Origin of the sequence: Methylobacterium jeotgali (assembly GCF_022179345.1) — a bacterium.
In the GTDB taxonomy this organism is placed as follows: domain Bacteria; phylum Pseudomonadota; class Alphaproteobacteria; order Rhizobiales; family Beijerinckiaceae; genus Methylobacterium; species Methylobacterium jeotgali.
Genome location: NZ_BPQR01000054.1, coordinates 1 through 14,142, shown reverse-complemented (window position 1 = coordinate 14,142; position 14,142 = coordinate 1). Strand labels below are relative to the sequence as shown.

14 protein-coding genes are annotated in these 14,142 nt (G+C 71.7%); 6 read left to right on the top strand and 8 right to left on the bottom strand.

Annotated features, from left to right (window positions below):
* The first annotated feature begins 189 nt into the window (after positions 1-189).
* Both MFF04_RS15775 and panE read left to right on the top strand, forming a co-directional pair.
* On the top strand, positions 190-621 hold the full coding sequence (locus MFF04_RS15775) for an MAPEG family protein (RefSeq protein WP_238277163.1): 432 nt from the start codon (positions 190-192) through the stop codon (positions 619-621).
* Between the two features lie 65 nt (positions 622-686).
* A complete protein-coding gene (panE, locus tag MFF04_RS15770; RefSeq protein ID WP_238277162.1) occupies positions 687-1,631 on the top strand; it encodes a 2-dehydropantoate 2-reductase in 945 nt (314 codons plus the stop codon).
* A gap of 10 nt (positions 1,632-1,641) precedes the next feature.
* Here the strand turns inward: panE and MFF04_RS15765 are convergent, their stop codons facing one another.
* Together MFF04_RS15765 and MFF04_RS15760 are read right to left on the bottom strand one after the other, a co-directional pair.
* On the bottom strand, positions 1,642-2,703 hold the full coding sequence (locus tag MFF04_RS15765; RefSeq protein WP_238277160.1) for an NAD(P)H-dependent flavin oxidoreductase: 1,062 nt from the start codon (positions 2,701-2,703) through the stop codon (positions 1,642-1,644).
* Between the two features lie 98 nt (positions 2,704-2,801).
* Entirely contained in the window at positions 2,802-2,966 is a 165-nt protein-coding gene (locus MFF04_RS15760; protein ID WP_238277156.1) for a hypothetical protein, read from the bottom strand.
* Positions 2,967-3,136: 170 nt separating this feature from the next.
* On the opposite strand from MFF04_RS15760, the gene MFF04_RS15755 reads away from it, so the two are divergent.
* Positions 3,137-4,441 carry an RsmB/NOP family class I SAM-dependent RNA methyltransferase gene (locus MFF04_RS15755; protein ID WP_238277164.1) on the top strand — a complete coding sequence of 435 codons (1,305 nt, stop codon included), beginning with the start codon at positions 3,137-3,139 and terminating at the stop codon, positions 4,439-4,441.
* A gap of 124 nt (positions 4,442-4,565) precedes the next feature.
* Here MFF04_RS15755 and MFF04_RS15750 read toward each other — a convergent pair whose 3' ends face one another.
* Positions 4,566-4,799 carry a hypothetical protein gene (locus MFF04_RS15750; RefSeq protein ID WP_238277155.1) on the bottom strand — a complete coding sequence of 78 codons (234 nt, stop codon included), beginning with the start codon at positions 4,797-4,799 and terminating at the stop codon, positions 4,566-4,568.
* A gap of 157 nt (positions 4,800-4,956) precedes the next feature.
* Between MFF04_RS15750 and guaA the strand changes: the two genes are divergently transcribed.
* The 3 genes from guaA (at position 4,957) to MFF04_RS15735 (ending at position 9,193) form a co-directional block, all read left to right on the top strand.
* A complete protein-coding gene (guaA, locus tag MFF04_RS15745; protein ID WP_238277154.1) occupies positions 4,957-6,531 on the top strand; it encodes a glutamine-hydrolyzing GMP synthase in 1,575 nt (524 codons plus the stop codon).
* Between the two features lie 335 nt (positions 6,532-6,866).
* The gene (locus tag MFF04_RS15740; protein ID WP_238277151.1) at positions 6,867-8,489 is read left to right on the top strand and encodes a sensor domain-containing diguanylate cyclase; all 1,623 of its coding nucleotides are present in this window, start codon (positions 6,867-6,869) and stop codon (positions 8,487-8,489) included.
* On the top strand, positions 8,393-9,193 hold the full coding sequence (locus MFF04_RS15735; protein ID WP_238277149.1) for a putative bifunctional diguanylate cyclase/phosphodiesterase: 801 nt from the start codon (positions 8,393-8,395) through the stop codon (positions 9,191-9,193). Before MFF04_RS15740 ends, MFF04_RS15735 begins: the two co-directional genes overlap by 97 nt.
* A gap of 38 nt (positions 9,194-9,231) precedes the next feature.
* On the opposite strand, the gene MFF04_RS15730 is transcribed toward MFF04_RS15735, so the two are convergent.
* From MFF04_RS15730 to maiA, 5 genes are all read right to left on the bottom strand, one after another.
* Positions 9,232-10,887 (bottom strand): acyl-CoA thioesterase, encoded by a 1,656-nt coding sequence (locus tag MFF04_RS15730; protein WP_306308072.1) that lies wholly within the window; start codon positions 10,885-10,887, stop codon positions 9,232-9,234.
* 237 nt (positions 10,888-11,124) lie between these two features.
* Positions 11,125-11,421: a hypothetical protein gene (locus tag MFF04_RS15725; RefSeq protein WP_238277145.1), complete on the bottom strand. Its 297-nt coding sequence runs from the start codon at positions 11,419-11,421 to the stop codon at positions 11,125-11,127.
* Positions 11,418-11,750 carry an EthD family reductase gene (locus tag MFF04_RS15720; RefSeq protein WP_238277143.1) on the bottom strand — a complete coding sequence of 111 codons (333 nt, stop codon included), beginning with the start codon at positions 11,748-11,750 and terminating at the stop codon, positions 11,418-11,420. Before MFF04_RS15720 ends, MFF04_RS15725 begins: the two co-directional genes overlap by 4 nt.
* A gap of 37 nt (positions 11,751-11,787) precedes the next feature.
* Positions 11,788-13,119, bottom strand: coding sequence for an NAD(P)/FAD-dependent oxidoreductase (locus MFF04_RS15715; protein ID WP_238277141.1), 1,332 nt, complete (start codon positions 13,117-13,119; stop codon positions 11,788-11,790).
* A 109-nt stretch (positions 13,120-13,228) separates the two neighbouring features.
* A complete protein-coding gene (gene maiA / locus MFF04_RS15710) occupies positions 13,229-13,900 on the bottom strand; it encodes a maleylacetoacetate isomerase (protein ID WP_238277140.1) in 672 nt (223 codons plus the stop codon).
* Between the last annotated feature and the right edge of the window lie 242 nt (positions 13,901-14,142).

Sequence of the window (14,142 nt, the reverse complement as noted above, 5' to 3'; positions counted from 1 at the left end):
CCTCCCAGGTGCTCTCGGCGGCTTCCGAACTCTCACGGCAGTCCGAGCATCTCAACCACCAGGTCGTGGGCTTCCTCCACAGCCTCCGCGCCGCCTGAGCGCCATCGAGCCGAACGACCGAAACCCGTCCGCATCCGCGGGCGGGTTTCGTGTATCGAGGGCCGCGATCCCGTCTTCCGGAGCCGCCCGTTGAGCATCCAGGCCGTCCTCGCCCCCGTCTTCGCCCAGGTCCTCCTGACCTTCGCGCTGCTGATCATGATGGGCCGGCGGCGCTTCGCCGAGGTCGGGGCGGGCCGGGTGCGGGTCGGCGACATCGCGCTCGGCGAGCGCAACTGGCCGCCGCGCGTGCAGGCGGCGGCCAACGCCTTCTCGAACCAGTTCGAGCTGCCGGTGCTGTTCTACGCGCTGGTGCCGCTGGCGCTCCTCACCCGCAAGGCTGATCTCCTCTTCGTCGTCCTCGCCTGGGCGTTCGTGGCGACGCGCCTCGTCCATGCCGGCGTCTTCGTGACCTCGAACCACGTGCCGACCCGGTTCCGGGCCTACATGGCCGGCGTGCTGGTGCTGTTCGTGCTCTGGGCGGTGTTCGCGGTCCGCATCCTGCTGGCCCCCGCCCTCCCCTGAGCCCCGTTGCATCCGCGGCGGCGGGCGCGCATGACGGCGCCTCGACGAAGCGGAGCATCGGGCACATGCGGGTTCTCGTGGTCGGAGCCGGGGCGACCGGCGGATTCTACGGCGCGCGCCTCGCGGAAGTGGGCCGCGACGTCACCTTCCTGGTGCGCCCGGCCCGCGCCGAGCGGCTCGCCGCCGGCGGCCTGATGCTGCGCAGCCCGCTCGGCGACGCGCACATCGCCGCGCCCTCGACCGTCACCGCCGACGGGCTGAAGGTCGCCGGCCCCTTCGACCTCGTGATCCTCTCCTGCAAGGCCTACGATCTCGACTCGGCGCTCGCCGACCTCGCCCCCGGCGTCGGCGCGGACACCACGGTGATGCCGATCCTCAACGGGATGCGCCATCTCGACGCCCTCGACGCGCGCTTCGGCCGCGAGCGGGTCATCGGCGGCACCTGCTCCATCGCCGCGACGCTGGCGCCCGACGGGGCGATCGTGCAGCTCAGCGATTTCGGCACGATCACCTACGGCGAGCGCGACGGCGCGCGCACGCCCCGCATCGAGGCGATCGACCGCCTCGTCGAGGGCGCGAAGTTCCAGCCGCGGGCGAGCGACATCATCCTCACGGAGATGTGGGAGAAGTGGGTGTTCCTGGCGACGCTCGCCGGCTCCACCAGCCTGATGCGGGCGACGATCGGCGACATCGTCGCGGCGCCCGGCGGACGCGACTATGTGGCGGGCACCTACGAGGAGTGCCTCGCCATCGCCCGCGCCAGCGGAGTCGAGCCCCGGGACAAGGTCACGGCGCAGGCCCGCGCCATGCTCACCAAGGAGGGCTCGCCGCTGACCGCCTCGATGATGCGCGACATCGAGGGCGGCCACCGCATCGAGGCCGACCACATCGTCGGCGACCTCCTCGAGCGCGGGCGGCGCGCCGACCCGTCCGCCGCGCGGCCGGGCCTGACGCTCGCCTACACCCACCTCAAGGCCTACGAGGCGCGCCGCGCCCGCGAAGCCGCCTGACGCGAAGCGCTCAGGCGGCGCACTCCTCGACGAGCCGGGCGAACAGGTCCGCCGCCGGAAGGGTGCGGGCCATCGGCGCGCCCTGCCCGGCCCAGTGGGCGGCGGCCGCATCGCTCCCCCGGGCGGAGGCCGCGGCATGCAGGTGCTTGCCGGCATCGTAGGCCACAGGGTAGGCGCAGGCCGGCGGCGCCCCCGGGGCGGCGCCGTGCAGGATCAGGCGGTTCGCGAGCCCCCGCGCCGGGCGGCCGGAGATCGCCGAGGTCAGGCGGGTGTCGAAGGCCCGCGCGCTCGCGAGCGCGGCGCGATAGGCGGCGTCGGCGGCGCTCTCCGGACAGAGGATGAAGGCGGTGCCGAGCTGGGCGCCTGCCGCCCCGAGATCGAGCGCCGCCCGGATGCCGCGGCCGTCCATGATGCCGCCGGCCGCGATCACCGGCAACGCCGTCTGCCGGACCAGCAGGGCGACGAGCACGCCCGTGCCGAGGCCCGTATCGTGCGCGTCGGTGTCGAACACGCCCCGGTGGCCGCCGGCCTCGATGCCCTGCGCCACGATCGCGTCAATCCCAGCGGCCTCGATCCGCGCGGCCTCCTCCGGGTTCGTCGCGGTCGCCATGGTGCGGATGCCGGCCTCCCGCAGGGCCGCGAGCCGGGACGCGTCGGGCAGGCCGAAATGGAAGCTCACCACCGGCGGCCGGGTCTCCAGGAGCATTCGGTGGGACTCGTCGCCGTCGAGATGGCTCCTGTAGATCTCACGCAGGCTCTCGGGCGGCGGCGCGCCGAGTTCCGCGAAGAGCGGCGCGAGGTGGGCGAGCCAGGCGGCCTCCCGGCCCGCGTCGCGCAGGGCCGGCGGATGGCAGAAGACGTTGACGTTGAAGGGCCTGTCGGTCAGCGCCCGCGTCGCCTCGATCATCCCGCGGGCGCTCGCCGGCGGGCTCGCGCCGAGGCCGATCGAGCCGAGGCCGCCGGCGTTCGACACGGCGGCGGCGAGCTCGGGCGTCGAGACGCCGGCCATCGGCGCCTGCACGATCGGGTGCGCCAATCCGAACCGGTCGAGGAAGCGCGCCGTCGCGGACATGAAGCTCATCCCTTCGCGCAGGACCTTCGCGCAGCGCTCGGGCGCCCGCCCGGAGCGGGGCCCGGACGCGGCGCCCGAGCCCGGCCTCGGACTCTCACTCAGTAGCGCGGGCCGCGGGGCGGGGGCGCACCGTACTCGAGCTGCGTCTTGGCGTCGACGCGGGGCGCCGGCGGGGTCAGGTCGGGGGCGGCGGGCGCCGTCGAGCAGGCGGCGACCGCCAGGAGGATCAGGCCGGCGGCCGGCAGGCGAAGGAGGTTGGTCATCGGGTCGTCCTCTTGCGTCTCGCGTTGCGCCCGGCCCGGTTTCGCGGGTAGCAGGCACGACGGAGATCACGAGAGGGGCGACAAGCTCGGCCATAATGTGACCGGCCGGCGACGGTTCCTGGACCGTGGCCCCCATCCCCTCTCTCCACACCCGAGCCCGGAGACGCATCCTGACCCCCGCCGCCCGCTGCGCCGCCGCCATCGAGGTCCTCGCCGAGATCGGCAGCCGCCGCCGACCCGCCGCCGACGCCCTCAAGGACTGGGGCCTCGCCCACCGCTTCGCCGGCTCCGGCGACCGGGCGGCGATCGCGAGCCTCGTCTACGATGCCCTGCGCCGCCGCGCCTCCGCCGCCTGGATCATGGGCGCGGACAGCCCTCGCGCGATCCTCATCGGGTCGCTGCGCCTCCAGCAGGGGCTCGCCGTGCCGAGCATCGCCGGCCTCTTCTCGGGCGAGGGCTTCGCGCCGGACCCCCTGACGGAGGTCGAGTGGGAGCGGCTCTCGGAGGGCCGCCTCGACACCGCCCCGCCAGAGATCGCCGGCGACGTGCCGGACTGGATCCTGCCGGCGCTCCGGGAGGCGCTGGGCGAGGAGGCGCTGCTGCCGGAGCTGCGCGCCCTCGCCCGCCGCGCCCCCCTCGACCTGCGGGTCAACACCCTGGTGACGGATCGCGACGCCGCCCGCGCCGCCCTCGCCCATGCCGGTGCCGAGCCGACACCGCATGCCCCGCAGGGGCTGCGCGTGCCCATCGGCGCCGATGGGCGCGGACCGCCGCTCCACGTCGAGCCGGAGTTCCTGGAGGGCTGGTACGAGATCCAGGACGAGGGCTCGCAGCTCGCGGCGCTGCTCGCCGGGGCGAAGGCCGGCGAGACGATCGTCGACCTCTGCGCCGGAGGTGGCGGCAAGACCCTGGCGCTCGCCGCGCTCACCGGCAACCGGGGCCGCCTCGTCGCCACGGACGGCGACCCGCGCCGGCTCGCGCCGATCCACGAGCGCCTGCGCCGGGCGAAGGCGCAAGCCGAGGTGCGCACGCCCCGCGGCGGGCGCGGCCGGGCCGACGTCCTGGAGGACCTCGACGGCAAAGTCGACCGGGTGCTGGTCGACGCGCCCTGCACGGGCTCGGGCACCTGGCGCCGCAACCCCGACGCCAAGTGGCGCCTGCGGCCGGGCAGCCTCGCGACACGCCTCGCGGAGCAGGACGCGGTACTCGCCCGCGCCGGGCGGCTGGTGCGGCCGGGCGGGCGGATCGTCTACGTGACCTGCTCGCTGATCCCGGAGGAGAACGACGGCTCTCTCGGCCGCTTCCTGGCGGGTGCGGGCGGGACCTTCGCGTCCGTGCCGGCGGCGGACCTTCTCGCCGGGGCGCCCGCGGGACTGGCGGATGCGGTGCGCGTCACGGCACGCGGCGTCCAGATGAGCCCGGCGCTGACCGGGACGGACGGATTCTACGTCGCCGCCCTCGAACGCCGGGCCTGACGCGCGAACGGCCCCCGGAGGGGCCGCTCGTCCTCATCGCGAACCGCCGCGCCCATCCATCCGTCCGGATCGATGGGCGGCGTGCCCGAGGAGCCTGCCTCTTCCGGGGAAGAGGGCATCCGTCTCAGAAGCAGGTGCGGCGGCGGTCGATGACGACGCGGCCGAACGGCCCGCGGCGCTTGGTGACGACCGTGCGGCAGCGCGGCCCGCGCACGACGCGGCGCTCGCGGTACTGCACCGTATCGATCCCGTTGCCGGGCGCGACGAGGCCTCCGGCGGCCGCCACCGGCGCGGCGGAGGCCGGCACGGCGAGGCCGACGAGCGTGGCGGCGGCGAGTCCGAGGATCATGGCCTTCATGGGGGTTCCCCTCTCGGTTGATGCGGGGCGCCTGTTTCCCGGCGGACGGGTGAATCCCGGATGAAGCGGTGGGCCACATTCGCTTACAATGGGGCCGCGAACCGCCCCTGCGTCTTGCCGCGTTGCACGGGTCCGGCGCCTTCTCTAAAGCCCTGCCATGACCAGCCCCGCCGTCTCCCTCGCCGATCACGACAAGATCCTCATCGTCGACTTCGGCTCGCAGGTGACGCAGCTCATCGCGCGCCGGGTCCGCGAGGAGGGCGTCTACTGCGAGATCGTGCCCTTCACGAAGGCCGAGGCCGCCTTCGACGCATACCGGCCCAAGGGCGTCATCCTCTCCGGCGGCCCTGAGTCGGTCACCTCGGATCTGTCGCCCCGGGCCCCGCAGAAAATCTTCGAGGCCGGGGTGCCGGTGTTCGGCATCTGCTACGGCCAGCAGACCATGGCCGCGCAGCTCGGCGGCGAGGTCGAGGCCGGCCACCACGCCGAGTTCGGCCGCGCCGAGATCGAGATCCTCTCCGACTGCCCCCTCTTCCACGGCATCTGGCACAAGGGCGAGCGCTACCCCGTCTGGATGAGCCACGGCGACCGCGTGACGAAGCTGCCCGACGGCTTCACCACGGTGGCCGTCTCCGCCAACGCGCCCTTCGCGGCGGTGGCCGACGAGGCGCGCGGGTTCTACGCGGTGCAGTTCCACCCGGAGGTGCACCACACGCCCCACGGCGCGCTCCTGATCCGCAACTTCGTGCGCGACGTCGCCGGCTGCTCCGGCGACTGGACCATGGGCACCTATCGCGAGGAGGCGATCGCCCGCATCCGCGAGCAGGTCGGCAGCGAGCGGGTGATCTGCGGCCTGTCGGGCGGCGTCGATTCCTCCGTCGCGGCGGTGCTGATCCACGAGGCGATCGGCGACCAGCTCACCTGCGTCTTCGTCGATCACGGTCTGCTGCGCCTCGGCGAGGGCGACGAGGTCGTGCGGCTGTTCCGGGACCACTACAACATCCCGCTCGTCCACGTTCAGGCGCAGGACCTGTTCATCGGCGCGCTGGAAGGCGTCGACGACCCGGAGGTGAAGCGCAAGACCATCGGCCGGCTGTTCATCGACGTGTTCGAGGCCGAGGCGAAGAAGATCGGCGGCGCCGCCTTCCTGGCGCAGGGCACGCTCTACCCGGACGTGATCGAGAGCGTGTCCTTCTCCGGCGGACCCTCCGTCACGATCAAGAGCCACCACAACGTCGGCGGGCTGCCCGAGCGCATGAACATGAGGCTCGTCGAGCCCCTGCGCGAGCTGTTCAAGGACGAGGTGCGGCTGCTCGGCAAGGAGCTCGGCCTGCCCGATGCCTTCGTCGGCCGCCACCCCTTCCCCGGCCCGGGGCTGGCCATCCGCTGCCCCGGCACGATCACCGCGGAGAAGCTCGACGCCCTGCGCAAGGCCGACGCGATCTACCTGGAGGAGATCCGCAAGGCCGGGCTCTACGACACCATCTGGCAGGCCTTCGCGGTGATCCTGCCGGTCAAGACCGTCGGCGTGATGGGCGACGGGCGCACCTACGACCATGTCTGCGCGCTGCGCGCCGTCACCTCGGTCGACGGCATGACCGCCGACTTCTACCCCTTCGACATGGCCTTCCTCGGCCGCGTGGCGACGCGCATCATCAACGAGGTCAAGGGCATCAATCGCGTCACCTACGACATCACCTCGAAGCCCCCCGGCACCATCGAGTGGGAGTGACCCGGGGGCGCCGGACGGAACCGTCCGGCCCTGTGAGAGGCTGCCGGAGCGCCGAGGCACGACTGGCGCGCCGGATGAGCGGTCCGCGACGGCGGCCGCGATCGCCCCGAAGACACCGCCGGAAACAAACCCCGCCGCTTCGACGCCGCCCGGAAGACGACGATTCCGAGACGCAGCGTGTTCGATCGAACCATAGCGGGTATCTTTACGAATCCTTCAATCAGCGGGCGGATTTTTTGCTCCGGGAGCCGGACGGTTTCCTGTCCGGAGAGGTTCTGCGACTGCATTGTCGTCCGCAGGACCGAATGTGAAGGGCGCCCGAGGCGTATGAGATCGTGATCCCGTTCCTGATCGACGCCGACCGCGAGAACGGTCTGCTGGATGCCAGCCTCAAGGGCCGCGCCCGCGTGGAGCAGCTCGACGTGGCGCTCCGCCTCGTGCCGTTCACGATCCTGGTCAGCCTCAGCGTCGTCCAGGTGATCGTGTACCTGTTCTGGGGCCCCGGGAACCGCGCCTACCTGACCACCCTCGAGATGCTGATCCTGCCGCTCGCGGCCGTGGCCCTCGAGCAGTGCCGGCGCTGGCGCAGGCGTCCGAAGCCCGCCGAGGTCAGCCCGCGCTTCCGCCGGGGCGTCGTGCTCATGGCGCTTCTCTACGGAAGCCTGCTCGCCTCGATCCCGGTGATGCTGTTCGGAGATGCGGACGCGCATGGGCGCCTGCTCATGGCCGCCTGCTGCGCGGGCCTCATCGCCACCGGCATGAGCGCGGCCGTGATGCCGCTCACCGCCATCAGCTACTCGACGCCGATCATCCTCGGCTCGTTCATCGCGCTCGCGATGACCGGAGAGCGCTTCTACATCTACGTCGCCATCCTGCTGACCTTCTACGCGGTCTTCATCCTCTTCACGATCGTCCATCTCAGCCGCCTCGTCACGATGCGCGTGATCTCTCAGGCGGAGCTGGAGCGGCAGCAGGAGTTCACGCACCTGCTGCTCAACGAGTTCGAGGAGAACGCCAGCGACTGGCTCTGGGAGACCGACGCGGATCTCCGCCTGCAGCACGTCTCGCCGCGCCTCGTGGAGGTCGCCGGCTCCTCGGAGCGGCAGCTCCAGGGGCTGCCGCTGGAGCGGCTGATCCTGCCGGCGCGGGGGGCGCCCGTCGGCCATCCGAGCACCGGGCTCTGGCAGACCGTCGCCGAGCGCCGGGTCTTCCGCAACGTCGTCCTGCCCCTCGACATCGCCGGCGAGCGGCGCGTCTGGTCGCTGAGCGGCAAGCCGATCTTCGACCGCGGCGGCGCCTTCTCCGGCTATCGCGGGGTCGGCTCCGACGTGACGGAGAAGAAGCGCTCCGAGGAGCGCCTCTCCTTCCTGGCCCTGCACGACCCGCTCACCGAGCTTCCGAACCGCGTGCTGTTCCAGCAGCGCTTCGAGGCCGCCTGCGAGTGGCTCGGCAAGGGCCGCCGGCTCGCCGTGCTCGCCCTCGACCTCGACGAGTTCAAGAACGTCAACGATTCCTTCGGGCACGCGGCCGGGGACGCCCTGCTGCGGGCGGTCGCCGACCGGCTGCGCGCCTTCGGCTCGCCCGACGTGCTCGTGGCGCGCCTGGCCGGCGACGAGTTCGCCATCCTCGCCACCGGCCCGCGCGTGCGCGACCGGCGGGCGATCGAGACGCTTGCCGGGGACATCGTGCAGGCGATCGCGCCGCCCTTCTACATCGAGGGCCTGCGGGTCAGCATCGGGGTCAGCGTCGGCATCGCCATCGCGCCCAGGACGGCAGCCTGGAAGTCGTGCGCCGGGCCGATCTCGCGCTCTACCGCACGAAGAGCGAGGGGCGGAACGGGTTCCGCTTCTACGAGGCCGAGATGGACGAGCGCATCGAGGCCCGCCGGACCCTCACCGCGGACCTGCGCGGCGCCCTCGATCGGGGCGAGTTCGTGCTCTACTTCCAGCCCATCGTGACGGCCAAGGAGGGCCGCATCCGGGGCTTCGAGGCCTTGCTGCGCTGGAGGCATCCGGCCCGCGGCTTCGTCTCGCCGGCCGATTTCATCCCGCTCGCCGAGGAGACGGGGGTGATCATCCCGCTTGGCGAGTGGATCATCCGCGAGGCCTGCCGGATCGCGGCGACCTGGCCCGGCGAGGTCAGCGTCGCGGTCAACCTGTCGCCGATCCAGTTCCGCCACTCGGACCTGCCGCTCCTCGTCCGCTCGGCGCTCCGGGAGAGCGGGCTCGCCGCGACGCGGCTCGAGCTCGAGATCACCGAGTCGGTGTTCCTGGAGGCGACGCCGGCCATCCACGCCATGCTGACGACGCTGCGCGAGATGCGGGTCCGGCTCTCCCTCGACGATTTCGGCACGGGCTACTCGTCGCTGAGCTACCTGCGCCGCATCGCCTTCGACAAGATCAAGATCGACCAGAGCTTCGTGCGCGACCTGCCGCACGAGCGCAGCGGCGCGGCGATCGTGCGGGCGATCGTCGACCTCGCCACGGGCCTCGACATGACCATCACCGCCGAGGGCGTCGAAACCGAGGCGCAGCGCCTCTGCCTGCTGCACCAGGGTTGCCACGAGTTCCAGGGCTACCTGTTCAGCAAGCCCGTGCCGGCGCTCGAGGCCGGCATCCTGGCCGCGAAGCGCGACCTGCCGGAGCGCCCCCACGCCGCCTGAGAGCGCCTCTCGCGACAGGAGTGTTGCGTGGCGCGCCCTCAGGCGCGGGCGATGGCGGCGGTCTCGGCCGTCCCGACGGCGTGGGGCGAGGTCTTCGGCCAGTAGGGCAGGAAGCCCTCGACGATCGAGCGCGGGATGTCGAGCGGCCGGTAATGGACCGTGTCGACGAACATGAGCGACTGCTCTCCGCGCCCGAGGAGGCCGTGGAGGTCGCTGTGGATCTCGTGCGCCAGGGTCACGAACTTGCGGTTGTGGTTCGCGATCTTGATCTTGACCGTGATCGGCTCGAACTCGACCGCCTCGCGGCGGAAGTCGTGGGTGAAGGACTTGGTCAGCACGTAGAAGTCCGTGGTCTTGAGGTCGAACTTCGGCATGCAGATGTTGAAGAACATCTCCCGCGCCTTGCCGACCCAGCGGACGTAGTTGGCGAAGTAGACGTTCCCGACCGAGTTGGTGTCATCGTAGGTCGGGATCATGCGCAGCACGAACCACTGCCCGTCGAAGCCGTGGGAGGTGCCGACCTCCTCGCGCGTCACCGTCACGACGGCGACCTTCGGCACGCTCGCCTCGGCCACGGGCGCGATCTCGCGTGTCTCCTCCTTCTGCCAGCCGAACAGCGCCAGGATCATCGGCAGGGCGCCGATCAGGCCGATCAGCGGCGCGACCGCGAGGAAGGCCGGCACCGGCGCGACATGGCCCGCGAGGAAGATCAGGCAGGCGGTGAGGCCGATCATGGCGCACAGCACCGGATCGTAACGGCGCGGCGCCCCGAGGGTCTCGCAGACGAGGCAGGCGGCCGCCCCGACGAGGAGCGTGGCGAACGGCACCATCAGGTAGATGAGCGACAGGTTCAGCCGGATCATCGCCGCCGCGGTCACGAGCGCCGCGAGCACGATCCAGACCGGTGACGCGACCAGGCCCGCCGGCACGAAGGCCATGAGCGGCGAGGTGCTGCGCGTGGTGATCGAGGTCATCATCCAGCGCGTGGCGCAGTAGAAGCTGTCGATCGTCGAGACGGCCGCGATGACGGTCCAGATCACGAAGGCGAGGCCGGGGCCGTCGAGGTGGTTGCGGGCGATCGCCAGGGCGACCGCGGGCTGCGCGCCCGGAACGCCGTCCGCCGCCGTGACGGTCCCGGCCGGCCCCGCCGCCCCGGCGAGGAGGGCGTTGACGACGAGCAGGCCGAAGAACAGCGCGGCGCCCGACGCGTAGGCCACGCGCACCGACCCGCCGCTGCGCCGGATCTCGACCGCCCGCTGCCACTGCTGGATGTCCATCCAGGGGCCGAGGAGGAAGCCGACGAGCGTCGGGATCGCCAGGCCGTAGAATCGCTCGTCGAAGGCGGCAAGCGGGGTGGGCGGGGCGTCGGAGGCGTTCCACAGGCCGTACAGGGCGGTCAGGCTCGCGACGAGTCCCAGCACAAGATAGGCGATGTGGAGCTTCTTGAGGCCTCGGATCGAGATCGCGTGGCCGATCGAGCAGGCGACGAGAATGACGACGAAGATTCCGAGCGCCGCGTTCGTCCCGAACAAGGGCATCCAGGCATAGGCCGCGAACCCGAAGATTGTGATCGCGACCGCGAAGAACTGGCAGGCCAGGAACAGGCCCGCATAGGGGCCCTCGACGGAACTCAGGACCTTGGCCGGATCGATGCGCGGCGAGCCGAGTATCCACCCGAACAGGCCCAGACCCACCGCGTTGGGGATCGCAAACGCGATGAAACCGAGCCATCCATTCGTCAAAGTCACATGAATGGCGTAGAAGAACCCCAGACCCCAGAGCCATGACAGCGCAATAGTCGGAGACCACGCGAGGGACCGAACCGGTCGTGCTGGCATTTTATTCACGCAACCATCGAGGATCGCATGATCCTAGCCGAGATCATCTCGGCCGGGAATACGTCGATTACGGGTACCTGGGTCCTGCCGGGATCAGGCCTCCGTCTCGGAATCGCCCGTCCAGGTCGTCGCGAAGGCCGCGAGCTGCTGCGCGTCGCGGAAGGCCAGCACGCTGACCGTCCGCTCCGCCGGCACACCGCCGGGGAAGGGCGCGAGCAGCACGCTCTCGCGCACGAGCCTCGCGCCCGGTGTGCGCGCCTCCATCCAGGCCGCGGCCTCCTCCGTCAGCCGGTCCGGCGCGGCGAGCGCCCGCGAGTCGGCGCGCAGCACCAGCACGTAGGCACCGAGCGCCGGGTTCTTCGCCTGGACGAGCTTGACGATGTCGATCACGCCGGCCGCGCTCCCGCGTCCTCGGGGAAGTCGTTGATCTGGACGGCGGCCTGCGCGTCGGTGAACTTCGGGATGTCGGCGAAGATCTCCGCGCCGTGGGCGGCGACGGCGCGGGCGAAGGCGTCCGCGGAGTCGAAGGTGAGGAGCGCCATCACCTGCACCGGCGGAGCGGCGCCGTCCGGCGTGCTCACGCCGCGCACGATCCGCGCCTCGTGCAGCCCCAGCGGCGACCAGCGCTCGCGCACCAGCGGCATGTGATGGCCGAGATAGTAGTCCATGTCGAAGCGGCTCGAACCGCTCGCGGGATACATGACGCTGATCAGGACCATCGCTTCCTCCGCTGCGCCGCCCCGGGGGCGGCCGCTCTCAGTGGAGCTTCACCCGCGCCTCGGTGCGCCGGGTCAGGGCCCGGGCCAGCGCGTCGAGCCCCGTCTTCACGGTGCCGTGGAGCGCCCGCTCGTGCATCTTGTAGAGCGAGCGGTACATCAGACGGGCGAACAGCCCGGCGATGAACATGTTCCGCCCCTGGATGAAGCCCATCAGGTTGCCGACCGCGGTGTAGTGGCCGAGCGAGACCAGGGAGCCGAAGTCGCGGTAGCGGAACGGCTTCAGCGGCTCGCCACGCATGTGGATCGGGATCGCCTTGATCAGGTAGCTCGCCTGCTGATGGGCGGCCTGGGCGCGGGGCGGCACCGGCGTGTCGGTGCCGGGCTCGACGAGATAGGCGCAGTCGCCGATCGCGAAGATGTCGGGGTCGCGGGTGGTCTGGAGGGTCGGCCTGACCACGAGCTGGTTGCTGCGGGTCGTCTCGAGGCCGCCGATGTCCTTGAGGAAGGGCGGCGCCTTCACGCCCGCTGCCCAGACCACGAGCTCGGAGGGGATGACGCCGCCATCGGCGAGGGACACGCCGTCGGCGCGCACCTCGGTCACGCGGGCGTTGGTGCGCACCTCGACGCCGATGCCGGCGAGAAGCGCCATGACTTCCGCCGCGAGCCGCTCCGGCACCGCGGGCAGGATGCGCTCGGCCGCCTCCACCAGGGTGATCTTGAGATCCTTCTCCGGGTCGATGCGGTCGAGGCCGGTCGCCGCGACGTGCCGCGTGGTGCGGTGAAGCTCAGCGGCGAGCTCCGTGCCCGTGGCGCCGGCGCCGATCACCGTGACGTGGAGCTGGCCCGGCCGTACCGCGCCCTCCTGCGTGTGGGCGCGCAGCATCGCGTTGACGAGGCGCTGGTGGAAGCGCACCGCCTGGTCCTGGGTGTCCAGCGCGATGGCGTGCTCCTGCACGCCCGGCGTGCCGAAATCGTTGGTGGTGGAGCCCACCGCGAGCACCAGGGTGTCGTAGGGGATCAGGCGCTCCGGCGTGATCTCGCGCCCCTCCGCGTCGCGGCTCGCGGCGAGCCGGATCGTGCGGGTCTCCCGGTCGAGCCCGGTCATCTCGCCGATGCGGTAGCGGAAATGGTGCTCGTGGGCGTGGTGCAGGTAGTCGACCGCGTGGTGGCCGACGTCGAGGCTGCCGGCGGCGACCTCGTGGAGCAGCGGCTTCCAGATATGGGTGCGCGCCCGGTCGACGAGCGTGATGTGGGCCTTGCCCTTCCGGCCGAGGGTCTCGCCGAGCTTCGTCGCGAGTTGGAGGCCGGCGGCTCCGCCGCCCACCACGACGATGCGATGCAGCCCGTTCTGGTTCTCGCCCGGCACCATGCGTCCGCCTCTCTTCCCAGGGGATGATCGCCCCGGCTCAACCGTGGAGCTTTAGGCACGAAATCGAGAAGGATTCCAAGCTGGTCGGCGATCACCTCGGCGAGGCCGCTCAGCCCTGCGGCGCACCGGGCTGGCAGAGCGGATGAGCCCGGGCGAAGGCCTCCAGCGCGAGGCAGTCCTCGGCGATGCGGGCGACGGTCGGATAGGGGGCCGTCTCGACCCCGAAGATGCCGGTGCCGACCCAGAGGCTGACGAGGCAGAGATCGGCGTGGCTCACCGCGTCTCCCTGGCAGAAACGGCCGGTGCCGGCCTCCGTCGAGAGCCGGGTCTCGAGGGTCTTGAGGCCCGTGGAGAAGACGTGGCGCACGAACTCCATCATGCGCTCCTTCGGCAGGCCGTAGGCCTCCATGAGGTAGTTGCGCACGCGGGGCACGTAGAGGGGGTGGGTGTCGCAGGCGACGACCTGGGCGAGCGAGCGGGCCCGCGCCCGCGCCCGCGGCTCGGCGGGCAGCAGCGGCACCGCCGGATAGGCGTCCTCCAGGTAGTCGAGGATGGCGAGCGACTGCGTCAGCGGCGGCCCGCCGCCGTCGAACAGCGCCGGCACCGCGCCCTGCGGGTTGATCTTGCGGAACTCGGGCTTGTGCTGGTCGCCCGCGTCGAGATCGATGAAGGTCTCCTCGACGGGGAGGCCCTTGAGGTTCAGCGCGATCCGCACGCGGAAGGCGGCGGCGGAGCGCCAGTTGCCGTACATCCTGAGGGGTGTCGCCACGTCATTGGCCATGCCGGACAGATCCTCGCTGGGGGCCGAGCGTCACGCGGGAGTGTGGCATGGCTCACGGAGGAGAGGCGAGTGAAAAGGGCCGCCGGACGAGGGCCGGCGCCGGTTCGCCCTCCTCGCTCCCGGCCGCCCGCCATCCCCTCGGAACGATCCCCCCGGCGCCCCGGTTGGCCTCGCAACCGCAGCATGCAACCGGAGGAACGGCCATGGGTCTCTTCAAGAAGGACATCAAGACGCTGGACGAC

Excerpts from the sequence above, each read along its gene's own strand:
- panE (WP_238277162.1), top strand. The coding sequence starts at position 687 with ATGCGGGTTCTCGTGGTCGGAGCCGGGGCGACCGGCGGATTCTACGGC.
- MFF04_RS15765 (WP_238277160.1), bottom strand. The coding sequence starts at position 2,703 with ATGTCCGCGACGGCGCGCTTCCTCGACCGGTTCGGATTGGCGCACCCG.
- MFF04_RS15760 (WP_238277156.1), bottom strand. The coding sequence starts at position 2,966 with ATGACCAACCTCCTTCGCCTGCCGGCCGCCGGCCTGATCCTCCTGGCG.
- MFF04_RS15750 (WP_238277155.1), bottom strand. The coding sequence starts at position 4,799 with ATGAAGGCCATGATCCTCGGACTCGCCGCCGCCACGCTCGTCGGCCTC.
- guaA (WP_238277154.1), top strand. The coding sequence starts at position 4,957 with ATGACCAGCCCCGCCGTCTCCCTCGCCGATCACGACAAGATCCTCATC.
- MFF04_RS15735 (WP_238277149.1), top strand. The coding sequence starts at position 8,393 with ATGGACGAGCGCATCGAGGCCCGCCGGACCCTCACCGCGGACCTGCGC.
- MFF04_RS15720 (WP_238277143.1), bottom strand. The coding sequence starts at position 11,750 with ATGGTCCTGATCAGCGTCATGTATCCCGCGAGCGGTTCGAGCCGCTTC.
- MFF04_RS15715 (WP_238277141.1), bottom strand. The coding sequence starts at position 13,119 with ATGGTGCCGGGCGAGAACCAGAACGGGCTGCATCGCATCGTCGTGGTG.
- maiA (WP_238277140.1), bottom strand. The coding sequence starts at position 13,900 with ATGGCCAATGACGTGGCGACACCCCTCAGGATGTACGGCAACTGGCGC.